We start from the raw sequence: 12,482 nt of genomic DNA on the forward strand, positions 1-12,482 counted from the left end.
TGCGGCCCATGTAGCAGGGCGGCGCGCAGGATAGCAGTTGTTCAGCCGTTTTTGATTGGCACTTCCGGTATTGACACGCTCACCCTTCCGCGGTGCGCCACGCCGCCACCTTGGCCCGCGTCTGTTCGAGCAATGCGTCCAGCGCCTTGCGGTCGTACACCTGCCCACGCAGTACCACCGTGTCGATCGCTCGCGTCGCGTTGATGTCCTGCAGCGGGTTGTTGTCCAGCAGCACCAGGTCGGCGGCCTTGCCGCTGGCGATGCCACCGTAGCGGTCCAGCGTGCCGAACCACGCCGGGCCCGCGCGCGTGGCCGCGGACAATGCCTGCGCCGGGGTCAGCCCCTCCTTGACGAACAGCGACAACTCGTCGTGCAGGCCGATGCCGGGGTAGTTGAACGAGTTGAGGAAGCCGGCATCGGTACCGGCCATGATCGTTACGCCGGCCTGTTGCAGCATCGGCAGCACCGCGGCGACCTGGTGGTATTCCTGGTGGCGCGCCTGGACCTGTGCCGGCGTCGCCTTCGCCGCACGTTCGACGCGCCAGGCGTAGGTGGCCTGCAGCTTCGGGCCGATATAGGCCAGGTACGGATCGTTGGCGTGGTCGTCCTGGTCGAGGAAATCCAGGATGCGGCCGCCGTTGAGCGTCGGGGTCACGAACACGCCCTTGGCGGCAAAGCCGCGGTAGGCCGCCATCGCCGTGTCACGATCGAAGCCGGCATCCAGGCGCCGATTGGCCTCGGCGCGATCGATGCGCCCGGCCGCGAAATCCGCGGCGATCGCCGCCTCGTCCTTGACCCCGGCCTTGTAGGCGTAGTCCAGGTGTTCGATGGAGCTGATCCCCGCGTCCACTGCCTGCTGCACGGTCAGCGCCATCGGGATGTGGCCGGAGGCGCGCAGGCCGTTGGCGCGCGCGCCACGCACTGCGGCCAGGAACAGCTCGGGGGTCAGCGTGCTGTCGGTAATCTTCACGAAATCCACCCGGTCCTGCTTCAGCCGCAGCAAGGCCGCATCGAGGTCGGCCTGGCTGCCCACTTCAAGGGTCCCCTTCCAGACCGGCTTGATGCCTTCGATCTTGGCGCCGGAGGTGAACAACTGCGGCCCTGCCAGGCGGCCGTCACGGATATCGCCGCGCCAGGCCAGCACCTGCGCCGGCAGATCGCCGGAGGCATCGCGGATCGTGGTGATGCCGTGGGCGATGTAGAGCGGCAGCAGCGCCTTGTTCTCCTCGATCAGCGCAGGACCGCCGCCGAAGTGCACGTGCATGTCCCACAGCCCGGGGATCAGGTAGCGGCCCTTGGCCTCGACCTTGGTCGTGGCTGACCACTGCCGCGCAATGACGGTGTCATCCCCCACTGCCACGATGTCGGCGCCGCGCACCACGACACTCTGGTCGGGCAGCGTACGGGCGTGCTCCACGTCGACCACGGTGGCGTGGCGGATGATCAGGTCCGCCTGTTCGGCGGAGAATGCGGGCGCGGCCAGCAGCAACAGCGCGGGAACCAAGGCACACAGCGTGGTTTTCATGGGGCGGCAGGGAGGGAAGGAAGACGGGCCACCTTAAGACCGTGCCGCCTGCATGCACCAGTTAAATTTCGGCATGCGCCGCATGCACAAGGCAAATGCCCTGCCGCGCCGTCCGGCGTCGACAGGGCACGTCGCGTCGCCGGCGACTACACCTCGCCCTGCATGGCCGGGCGCGCCTGCAGCCTGCCCAGCCAGTCCTTCACCGCCGGATGGGCATCCACGTCCGCACCCACGTACACGCCATAGCCGACGACGGAGCCCACCACCAGGTCGACCAGCGAGTAAGCCTCCCCCAGCATCCAGCGTCGCTCGGCCAGGTGTGCTTCCAGCAGATCCAGCAAGCCATCCACCCCGGCCAGTGCAGCCGCCGCATGCGCGTGGTTGCGCAGCGCCTCATCGGCGGTGGCCAGCGACAGCCGGCTCAGCAGCGCCGCATAGGTGACATAGGCCCAACTGGTCCAGGCCAGCGCCTGCAGCCGCGCCGGGCTGTCATCGGCCGGCCACAGCCCCTGCGCCACGCCGTAGCGCCCGCCCAGCCACTGCAGGATCGCCACACCCTCGAACAACGGCGTGCCGTCCACCACCAGGCACGGCACCTTGCCGTTCGGATTGATCGCCAGGTATGCCGGCGTACGCTGCTCGCCTGTGCGGATATCGATCCGCACCCGCTCATGCGGCACGGACAGTTCGGCCAGCGCGCAGGCGACCGGGGTGGCACTGGACATCGGGTGCCAATAGAAGACGAGGGACATCGGGAACTCCTTGAGGATGATGGTGCGGGAACGGTGCCGGCCTGCCAGGCTTGCACCCTGGATTCAGGCTAGCCACCATTGCGGACAGGTTCCGTCCTCGATCAACCGCCACACTGGGCCCATGCTGACCGCCTCCACCCGCCTGCTCGGCCTGCTGTCCCTGCTGCAATCGCGGCCGCACTGGGGTGGCAATGACCTGGCCGAGCGACTGCAGGTGCACCCGCGCACCCTGCGCCGCGACATCGATCGCCTGCGCCAGCTGGGCTACCCGATCCAGGCCAGCAGCGGCGTCGCCGGCGGCTATGCGTTCCGCGCCGGACGTGCACTGCCGCCGTTGCTGCTCGATGACGAGGAAGCCCTGGCGGCGGCCATCGCCTTGCGCACCGCCGTGACCGGCACCGTCAGCGGCATCGAGCAGACCGCGATCACCGCACTGGTCAAGCTGGAACAGGTGATGCCGCCGCGCCTGCGCAAGCGCCTGGACGCACTGCGCTCGACCATCCTGCCGCTGGACCAGTCGGGGCCGGTAGTCGACGCCGGCCTGCTGGCCACCCTGGCCGGCGCATGCCGCGACCAGCTGCAGCTGGACGTCCACTATGCCGACCGACACAACCAACCCAGCCATCGCCGGCTCGAGCCACAGGGCGTGGTGCATGCCGACCGGCGCTGGTACCTGGTCGCCTGGTGCACCGCGCGCAGCGATTGGCGCACCTTCCGCATCGACCGCATCGTGGCCGCGCCGGTGGTAGGCGCCCACTTCAGCCCGCGCCCGCCGCCGGGCAACGGCGACCTGCGCGAGTGGGTCGCGCGCTCGCTGGCGCTCGGCCAGTACAGCGAACAGGCCCGGGTGATCCTGCATGCACCGCTGGCCAGCATGCAGCGCCAGATCCCGGCCTCGGCCGGGGCACTGGAGGCGGTGGACGCGGAACGCTGCCTGCTGGTCTGCGGCGCCGGCGCGCTCGGCTCACTCGTGTACTGGCTGATGGCGATGGAGCTGGAATTCGAGGTCCTCGGCCCACCCGCCCTGCAGCAGAAGCTGCGTGACGCCGGCGAGCGGGTTGCACGTGGGCTGGCCCGCGCCACACCTGCGCCTGCGCCCGGGACGTGACCGGGCGCGGCGGTTTGCCGGTCCCCTAGCCGCGTGCAAGACTTCAACCCCATGCCGAACGTGGATGGCAGCGTGGCCGCCAGTGAAAAACCCAATCGCAGCCTGTTCGACCTCGACCTGCTGCGCGCGATCGTGACGGTCGCCGACTGTGGCAGCTTCACCACGGCTGCCGCGCGCCTGCATTCCACCCAGTCCACGATCAGCCAGAAGATCCGTCGCCTGGAAGACATGGCCGGGCACCCGCTGCTGGTGCGCGGCAATCGCGATGTGCACCCCACCGACGCCGGGCAGACCCTGCTCGGCCACGCCCGGCAGATGCTGGCGTTGAACGAACAGATGCTGCAGGCACTGGCCGGCGCCACGGTGGCGGTGACGGTGCGGCTGGGCGTGCCGGAGGATTTCGTCAACGCGCGCACCACCCAGTTGCTGGGCCGCTTCAACCGCCGCCACCCGCAGGTGAAGCTGGAGGTCACCAGCGGGCTGAGCCGCGACCTGGCCAACGGCTACGACCACGGCGAACTGGACCTGGTCCTGATCAAGCAACGCCGCAACAGCCGCGAAGCCACCGCCTGCTGGCCCGAGCCGATGCGCTGGGTGGACAGCGCCCGCACCCCGTGCATCGCACTGGACCCGATCCCGCTGGTGACCTTCCCGCTGCGCGGCCTGTATCGGGACGACCTGATCGCCGCGGTCGAAGCCATGGGCCGGCGCTGGCGGATCAGCTTCACCAGCTCCAGCCTGAGCGGCATCCAGGGCGCGGTCGCCGACGGCATGGGCATCAGCCTGCTGCCGGCCCGCGCCATGACACGCGAGCATCGCGCACTGAATCGCCGGCACGGCCTGCCGCCGATGGACGGCATGGAGATCGCCCTGCTGCATCGCCCCGGTGCCGACCCCCTGGTGCGCGAGCTGGCCGGCCGTTTCGCCCGACTGCTCGATCGCGAGCACCGCTGACGCCGCGTGCCAACGGCCCGTATAGTGACGAGGCTCGCGTACCACTGCTAGGAATCGTCGTAAATTCGGGTGTAAGCGACATTGCTGCACATCCAACCGGGGAGAATCTCCCAACACTTCCTATCGCGCAGCCCCCTTTGTCCAACAGCAAACAGATCCCATGAGCGGACAGGCCACCCCCTGCACCCTGAAGATCGCGCTGCTCGACGACCACGATGTTGTCCGGCACGGCAGCTTCGTCCACCTGTCCTGCGATCCGCGCTTCGACGTGGTCGGCAGCCATGCCCACAGCCGCGAACTGTTCGACACACTGTCATCCACGCACGTGGATGTGGCCGTCGTCGATTACGCGCTGTCCATCGACGACCTGCCCGGCCTGGAGCTGCTGCCGCTGCTGCGCACGCAGTTTCCCTGGGTCCGCCTGCTGCTGTTCACCGCGCACTGCAGCCAGGTGCTGCTGTCGCGCCTGATGGATGCGGGCGCCAGCGGCGTGGTCAGCAAGACCGAGCGCCTGGATGCGCTGGCCGTTGCCGTCGTGCATGTCGCGGCCGGGCTGTGCCGGCTGCCGGACGGCTTTGCCAGCGACATGGATGCCTTGGCGCTGTCCCGCAGCGAGCGCGAAGTCCTGCGGTTGTGCCTGGCCGGAATGAGCGTCACCGAGATCGCCCACCACCGGCACCGCAGCATCAAGACGGTCAGCACGCAGAAGCACACCGCCTTCCGCAAACTTGGCCTGCGCAGCGACGGCGAGCTGTACATGCTGCGCCACCAACTGGCGCCGCTATGAGCCGGGCCCGGGGCCGCGCATTGGCGGCAGCACTGGCGACGGTCGTGTCCACGCCTGCGGACGCCGTGGCCGCCGCCCGCACCGTGCACGTCGCCCTGGACCCGGGCCAGCACCGGGCACTCGCCACCAGCGCGCTGCCGTCGCGCCAGGCCAGCCTGGCGCACGGCTATGCCGCCCTGATCGGCACCCACAGCGGCGTGCGTTTCGACGCGCACGAAGTGCCCTCGCACCAGGCGGCGCTGCGCGCGGTATGCGACCGGCGCGCCGACCTCATGCTCATGCTTGGCCCCCTGGAAGAGGCGCCGTGCGCACTGGCATCGTCGGTGGCGTACTACCGCGGCGAGACCCTGCTTGCCAGCCGGCACGCCAACCGCGCCAGGCTGTCACTCACCGACACGCGCCCGCACCGGATTGCCGTGGTCCGGGGCAGCCGCTATCCCAGCTGGTTGCGCCGGCATTACCCGCACCTGCAGGTAGTGCCCGCCCCCGACCTGCCGGGCGCGCTGGCCGCGGTCGAGGCCGGCATCGCCGACGCGGCACTGGGCCTGGACGTGCTGATTCGACCGCTGGTCCGGCGTGACTTCGCCGACAGCCTGCAGCTGCAGAGCGCGCCGGCCGACCTGCCCGCCGATGTCTTCCTGGTCGCCCGTGCGGCCGACCAGGGCCTGCTGCACGACATCGACACGGCGATGCGGGCGATCACCCCTCGGCAACACGCCCAGGTGCTCACGGAGGTGGCCGCCCACCGTCCATTCGACCCGCCCTCGCCCGCCGCACTCATGCGTCACTTCCGCTGGGAATTGGCGGCCGCGTGCGCGGCGTTGGCGGCACTGCTGGTGCTTGGCGCCTGGCTGGCACGCGCCCACCGGGCGGCCCAACGCAGCGAGCAGCGCCAGGCGCGCTTCATCGGGGTGATGAGCCACGAGGTGCGCAACGCCGCCCAGGCGCTGGTCGCCTCGGTGGACCTGCTCGGGCAATCGCACCTGGACCAGGGCCAGCGCCAACTGGTGGACGCCGCGCGCGCCGCCGGCGTCGGCCTGCGCCAGCTGCTGGGGCATGCGCTGGATTACTCGCGCATGGCCGCCGGCCACTTCCAGCCGGTCCTGGACTGGCACGACGTGGCGGACCTGGCGCAGGAGTGCATCGCCGCACTGCACCCGGCGGCCCACGCCAAAGGCCTGGTGCTCTGCCTGCAAGCGCCACCCGCGCCGCTGCCCAGGCTGCGTACCGATGCCGCCGCCCTGCGCCAGATCCTCAACAACCTGCTGGGCAACGCGCTCAAGTTCACCGCCAGCGGGCGCATCGATGTGACCGTATCGCTGCACCCGCAGGCGCACGGCGAGCAGCTGTGCCTGACGGTCAGCGATACCGGCATCGGCATTCCCCTCGAGCGCCAGGCCGGTGTGTTCAAGCCGTTCGCGCAGGCCCACGACACCCAGTCCCAGGTCCTCGGCGGCGCCGGCCTGGGCCTGTCGATCTGCCACGACCTGGTGCAGGCCCTGCACGGCCGCATCCACCTGTGCAGCGCACCGGGCCGTGGCAGCCGCTTCGAGGTCACCCTGCCGGTGGTGAGCGAGCCTGCGACCACCCCGCCGGCGCCCCGCCCGCTGGCGGGCTACGCGGTACTGCTGGTGGAAGACCATGCGCTGAACCGCGCTTTCGTGGCACGTCGGCTGGAAGCGCTCGGCGCTGCCGTGCACGCCTGTCGCGATGCGGCCGGCGCCCTGCAGCGCCAGGCCGCCGCACCGGCACGGCTGGTGTTGATCGACTGCAGCCTGCCGCAGGTGAGTGGCTACGAGCTGGCACAGGCGCTGCGCCGACTGGAAGCCGCACAAGCGCAGCCGCCCGCACTGCTGGTGGCCTTGTCGGCGGCCACCGCCCCTACCCATGTGCAGCGCTGCCACGCCAGCGGCATGGACGCGGTGTTGTGCAAGCCATTGGATGAGCGGCAGCTGCTCGCCGCCTTGGGGCTGGACCATCCCGACGCCGCCATCGCCGCGCCTGCGATGGCCCGCAGCGATCCGTTGTTTCCCCCGTTGCTGCAGTCGCTCGCCGACGAGTTGTCGGCGATGCAGCGGGCATGCGCCCATCGGCAGGCCGGGCTCATCCGCCACCATGCCCATCGCATGGCCGGCGCCTTGCGCATGCTGGGCCAGGAGGACCTGGCCGACACTGCTGCCGACCTGCAGGAGCTGGGCCTGGCGTCGGCGGCCAGCTGGGCCGAGGCCGACCGCCTGCTGGCCTACCTGCAGGACGCCGTGCCGCAGATCGAAGCAGGGACTACTTGAGCTGCAGCGGGTAGCGCTCCCACAGCACGTGCACCAGGAAGCCGGTCAACTCCGGGTCCTTGCTGCTGATCGCCGCGCGGATCTTGTCCAGCAGCACCATGTCGCTGCAGGTGCGCACATCGGCATGCCCGGCTTGCCCGGCGCGGCGCGCACGGTAGCGGGCCGCACGCTGCGCGTCGGTCATGGCGTAGCCGAACGTGGGCGGACGACCGCGCTTGCGCGGCAGCGTCAGCTCCAGGGTGCCGGGGTCTTGTTCATCGCGCATGACGGACGAGGATGCGAACGGGGGCGCGCACGATATCGTGAGACATCACTTTAATCCAGCGTTTTCAGCGCTTTTTCTGCATCCCGTTGCGGTAGCGGCGCCGACGCCGGCTCAGCGCCAGCCCTCGGCCACCCGTGCGCCGGCCCATACCAGCGCCATCCCGCCCACCAGGCTGATGCCCAGGTACAGCGGCATCATCAGGCCGCGCTCGGCACGCGCGAACACCAGCGTCTCCAGCATCATCGAAGAGAACGTGGTGAGCCCGCCGATGATCCCCACGATGAGGAAGGCGCGCCAATACAGTGCGACGCTGCCGCGGCTCTGCAGCCAGACCATCACGTACCCGGCGGCGAAGGCGCCGACCAGGTTCACCGTCAAGGTGCCCCACGGAAAGCCGGTGCCGAACTGGCGCAGCATCGCATCGCCCACCATGAAGCGCAGCGCCGCGCCCAGCGCGCCACCGGCCATGACCAGGCCCAGCTGTTGCCACCACACACTGAAGCCGCCCATCACTGCCCACCCTTTTCGGCCCGCGCCTGCTCACGCGCCGCGCGCAGCCGATCCAGCTTTTCCTTCAGCTTGATCTCCAGCCCACGCGGTACCGGCTCGTAATACACGCGCTCGCCCATCGCATCGGGGAAGCCGGTCTGGTCCAGCGCGATGCCGCCGTCGGCATCGTGGTCGTACTGGTAGGTCTTGCCGTACCCCAGCTCCTTCATCAGCTTGGTCGGCGCGTTGCGCAGGTGCAGCGGCACCTCCTGCGTGCCGGTCTCGCGCACTTCCTGCCTGGCTTTGTTGAACGCGGCGTAGCCGGCATTCGATTTGGCGGTACTGGCCAGGTACAGCACCAACTGCGCGAACGCGAGCTCGCCTTCCGGGCTGCCGAGACGCTCGTAGATGTCCCAGGCTTCCAGCGCCATCGACTGCGCGCGCGGATCGGCCAGCCCGATGTCTTCGATCGCCATGCGGGTGAGCCGTCGCGCCAGGTAGGACGGATCGCAACCGCCATCAAGCATGCGGGTCAGCCAATACAGCGCGGCATCCGGGTTGGAGCTGCGCACCGACTTGTGCAGCGCCGAAATCTGGTCGTAGAACTGCTCGCCGCCCTTGTCGAAGCGCCGGGTGCGGTCGGCCAGCACCTGCAGCAGCATCTCCGGACTGATCCGCCCCCCATCCCCGCCCGCCAGTTCGGCGGCGATCTCCAGCAGGGTCAGGGCGCGGCGCACGTCGCCGTCGGCGGCGGTGGCGATTTCCAGCAGCGATTCGGGGGCAACCTGCAGGGCTTCGCTGCCCAGGCCGCGTTCGCCGTCCTGCAGCGCGCGCTCCAGCGCCTCCACGATGTCGGCCGGCGACACCGATTCGAGCACATGCACGCGGCAGCGCGACAACAGCGCCGAGTTCAGTTCGAACGAGGGGTTTTCGGTGGTGGCGCCCACGAACACGATGGTGCCGCGTTCGATATGCGGCAGGAACGCATCCTGCTGCGCCTTGTTGAACCGGTGCACCTCATCGACGAACAGCACGGTGCGGCGGCCGTCGGCGAAGCGCTGGGCCGCCTCGGCCAGCACCTGGCGCACCTCCGGCAGACCGGACAGCACCGCGGAGATCGCGCGGAATTCCGCATCGGCGTAGTGCGCCAGCAGCAGCGCCAGCGTGGTCTTGCCACAGCCCGGCGGCCCCCACAGGATCATCGAGTGCACATGCCCGGATTCGACCGCGCGGCGCAGCGCGCTGCCCGGGGCGAGCAGGCGTTTCTGCCCCACCATCTCGTCCAGGGTCTGCGGTCGCATCCGCTCGGCGAGCGGACGCATGTTGTCCCGATCCACGGTCAGGAGATCGGGGCCGTTGAATGTCGTTCGGTTTCTGGCCACCCGCGTATTCTATCGCGAGCGCGCGTGAACCCACGTCGGATCGGCACCGGTAGAGCCACCCCATGGGTGGCTGCTCTCCGTGCGGAGGACGCATTTCGCATGCCGGTAGAGCCACCCCATGGGTGGCTGCTCTGCGTGCGGCGCACGGGGTATCAGGAAGGCCCCGGCCAGGCATGGCCTGGCTCTACCCCCCCTCCCGTCTCACTGGCCCGGGGCTACGCTCGCCCGTCCCGGCTTACTCGCCGATGACGTCGGTGCCCTTGGGCGGTGCGAAGCTGAAGGTGCCGGCGGCAAAGCCCGGGTTGCGCTTCCAGCCGGTGAAGTTGATCACCGTGCGCTGACCCACCGCGTCCACCACTTCCATCCGCGCCAGGCCCTGCGCATTGAAGCCCAGCGCGGCGTACTGGAAGGCGGTGTCGGTCTCGCGCTTGGGGCTCAGCGACAACCACTGCAGGCCATCGCGGGCCGCCGCTTCTTCGCTCACGTCGTACTGCTTGTCCAGCAATGCCGGATTGATCAGCGCGGTCAGCGGGCTGTTCTGTTCCTCGGCGCCCTGCGGGCGCACGGTGGCCTGCTCCAGATCCTTCTCATACACCCAGACCTTCTTGCCATCGGCGACGATCAGCTGCTCGTGCGGCTTGATGTATTCCCAGCGGAACAGGCGCGGCGCCGACAGCGAGACGCGGCCGCTGGTGTTCTCCTTGACCTTGCCCTTGCTGTCGAACACCTGCTGGCTGAACTGCCCATCGAGCCCCTTCAGGCCCTGGGTGAAGCGGTTGAGTTCATCGCGGGCGCCGGCCCAGGCCGAGGCCGACCCGACACTGGCCACGACCAGGGTGGCGGCAACCAGATAGCGGCGGAAAGGGGTGTGCATGGGCGTATCCAGACAAAATGGGAAGGATGGCGGCAGTGTGCCCATTTAAACCTGAATGGGCGATCAGGGGCAGTCCGCACGGGGTGGCACGGGCACGCTACGCCCGCGGCGACCCCTCAGGGGTTGGCCTGGACGGTCTTCAGGTCGCCGTACACCACCTGGCCGCGGAAACCACGCCGCACCTGCTGGTACAGCGCGCGGAACGCCGGGTAATCCTGCGGTTGGCACAACGCCTGCGCGCCGCGCACCGCGCGTTGGTGCAGGCGATGGTGGGCGATGATGGTCTGGCCCTGGCGGCTCCAGTCCAGGGTGTACTCACCGGCGGCGTTGCTGAACTGCTGGCCGCGCGGAATCGCCACGATCGGCACCCCGGCCGGGAACTGCAGGCGATAGGTCTCCTCGCGCAGGCTGTCGGTGCAGTAGAACGGCGCGTCGTTCTGCGGCGCCGAGGTGGTCGCGTAGATGCCACGCACCGACTCGGCACCGGGCGCGTCCGGCAGCGGCATGCCGCCCACCACGCCAAAGTCCACGTAATCGCTGGCGTGGAAGTCGTAGCGATAGTTGAACGGCTGCGCCAGGTCCTGCGGGTCTCCAAGCAGGGTGAGCGCGCCGGTTCCGTCGAAGCCGGAGGACGCCATGATCGACTCCTCCACCCGCGCGCGGTTCTGCGCGTTGAGCCGGGCAAACGAGCCCCGCATGCCGATCTCGGTGACCCCGCTGGGCTGCTGCACGGTCTGCCCGGTCAGGTTGCCGAGCGCATCGAAGCGGAAATCGACCTGCAGGCCATTGCCATTGCGCGTGGCGTCGTTGTCGGGCGTGCGCGACAGCGTGGCCGTGCGGGTCAGCAGCACCGGCGCGCCGAGGTCAGCGTCGGGCAACTGGCCGAAGCGCGCATAGGGGCTGGTCGAGTCCAGGAACAGGTCGAACTCGGGGATGTAGGTGATGGCGTGGTTGAAGCGGCCCAGCAGCGGAATCGCCGGCAGGCTCGGCCCGCCACCCGCGCCGATCAGCACCGCGCTGCTCTGGATGCCGCGCGCGGCCAGCAGCGCCTCCAGGATCACCACGTGGTCCTTGCAGTCGCCGTAATGGTTGTCGAGGATGCTCTGTGCCGGATTCGGCTCCAGCCCGCCATTGCCCAGGTACACCGCCACATAGCGGATGTTCTGCGCCACCCAGCGATACAGCACCGCCGCCTGCTCGCGGCGGTCGTCGATGCCGGCGGTCAACTGGTCGGCCAGCGCCTGGATGCCGGGTGTCACCTGCGCGGCCTGCCCACCCTTGAGCTGGTACGCGCGCGCCACCTGCGACCAGTCGCGGTAGGTGCTGGCCATGATCGTCGGGCTGAATTCCCAGGGCGCGGCCGACCAGTTCTGCGACTGCATCGGGGTGCCGCGCTGGTAGCGCCAGGCCCAACTGGCCTGGCCGTCACGGATCGTCGGCCGGTCGCTGCCCTGCACCCCGCGTTGCTGCACGAACATCGGCAAACTGGCCGGTGCGGTCAGGGTCACGCGCGCGTCGTCGTACTGGGTGAACACGCTGAAGGTTTCCCACAGGCCGAAGTAGCCCGGGAAATACGGCGTGTTCTGCGTGCGACGGGTGGTGTAGACCACGCGCGTGCCCGGCGCCAGGTTGGGAAACACCACTACCCTCACCTTGCGGTCGGCGTACATCGCCGCCGACGCGCTGGAGTAGCTTTCCTGGGTGTAGATGCGGTCGGCCGGCACGTCGCGGCGCTGGCCGTCGGCGGTCAGCGTGTAGGCGGCCAGGACCTCCAGCGTTTCCATCTTCTCGCTATAGCTCAGCCGCACCTGGCTGAACTGCTCGACCGCAGCCTTGGTCTTGAGCAGGATTTCGTACTCTTCGGTCTGGGTGTTGCCGGCATCGGCGCGCACGGCATAGTCCGCGCGGTAGCGCACGAAACTGAAATTGTTGCTGGCCTGCGCGTCGCTGGCGGCCGATGGGCCGGGCGTCGCCGGCGCCGCCGCCGCGGGCGTCGCATCGGCATGCGCCACGACCGGGGCAACCCCCAGTACGCCCCACAGCATCCAGACCATCGGC

General features: G+C 69.5%; 11 protein-coding genes. 4 read left to right on the forward strand and 7 right to left on the reverse strand.

Features of this window, described 5'->3' with window-relative positions; translation table 11 throughout:
• Positions 1-79: 79 nt before the first annotated feature.
• Positions 80-1,525, reverse strand: coding sequence for an amidohydrolase family protein (locus tag AC1DGC_RS14100; protein WP_394161899.1), 1,446 nt, complete (start codon positions 1,523-1,525; stop codon positions 80-82).
• Between the two features lie 146 nt (positions 1,526-1,671).
• Positions 1,672-2,277, reverse strand: a complete 606-nt coding sequence (locus AC1DGC_RS14105) for a glutathione S-transferase family protein (protein ID WP_394161898.1) — start codon at positions 2,275-2,277, stop codon at positions 1,672-1,674.
• A gap of 121 nt (positions 2,278-2,398) precedes the next feature.
• Between AC1DGC_RS14105 and AC1DGC_RS14110 the strand changes: the two genes are divergently transcribed.
• From AC1DGC_RS14110 to AC1DGC_RS14125, 4 genes are all read left to right on the forward strand, one after another.
• Positions 2,399-3,385, forward strand: coding sequence for a helix-turn-helix transcriptional regulator (locus AC1DGC_RS14110; protein WP_259202603.1), 987 nt, complete (start codon positions 2,399-2,401; stop codon positions 3,383-3,385).
• Positions 3,386-3,436: 51 nt separating this feature from the next.
• Positions 3,437-4,339, forward strand: coding sequence for a LysR family transcriptional regulator (locus AC1DGC_RS14115; protein ID WP_259202602.1), 903 nt, complete (start codon positions 3,437-3,439; stop codon positions 4,337-4,339).
• A 160-nt stretch (positions 4,340-4,499) separates the two neighbouring features.
• Positions 4,500-5,126 (forward strand): response regulator, encoded by a 627-nt coding sequence (locus AC1DGC_RS14120; protein WP_394161894.1) that lies wholly within the window; start codon positions 4,500-4,502, stop codon positions 5,124-5,126.
• A 44-nt stretch (positions 5,127-5,170) separates the two neighbouring features.
• Entirely contained in the window at positions 5,171-7,414 is a 2,244-nt protein-coding gene (locus tag AC1DGC_RS14125; RefSeq protein WP_478048169.1) for an ATP-binding protein, read from the forward strand.
• Here the strand turns inward: AC1DGC_RS14125 and AC1DGC_RS14130 are convergent.
• From AC1DGC_RS14130 to AC1DGC_RS14150, 5 genes are all read right to left on the reverse strand, one after another.
• On the reverse strand, positions 7,407-7,679 hold the full coding sequence (locus AC1DGC_RS14130) for a hypothetical protein (protein ID WP_478048170.1): 273 nt from the start codon (positions 7,677-7,679) through the stop codon (positions 7,407-7,409). The two genes, AC1DGC_RS14125 and AC1DGC_RS14130, sit on opposite strands and share 8 nt — an antisense overlap.
• 111 nt (positions 7,680-7,790) lie before the next feature.
• Positions 7,791-8,189 carry a fluoride efflux transporter CrcB gene (gene crcB, locus AC1DGC_RS14135; RefSeq protein ID WP_478048171.1) on the reverse strand — a complete coding sequence of 133 codons (399 nt, stop codon included), beginning with the start codon at positions 8,187-8,189 and terminating at the stop codon, positions 7,791-7,793.
• Positions 8,189-9,490, reverse strand: a complete 1,302-nt coding sequence (locus AC1DGC_RS14140; RefSeq protein WP_259202597.1) for a replication-associated recombination protein A — start codon at positions 9,488-9,490, stop codon at positions 8,189-8,191. Before AC1DGC_RS14140 ends, crcB begins: the two co-directional genes overlap by 1 nt.
• A gap of 295 nt (positions 9,491-9,785) precedes the next feature.
• Complete coding sequence (gene lolA, locus AC1DGC_RS14145) at positions 9,786-10,424, reverse strand: outer membrane lipoprotein periplasmic chaperone LolA (protein ID WP_449335853.1); 639 nt, start codon at positions 10,422-10,424, stop codon at positions 9,786-9,788.
• Positions 10,425-10,540: 116 nt separating this feature from the next.
• Positions 10,541-12,469, reverse strand: coding sequence for a DUF3857 domain-containing protein (locus AC1DGC_RS14150; protein WP_478048196.1), 1,929 nt, complete (start codon positions 12,467-12,469; stop codon positions 10,541-10,543).
• Positions 12,470-12,482 lie beyond the last annotated feature (13 nt).

Source organism: Stenotrophomonas sp. 05N37 (assembly GCF_056397365.1).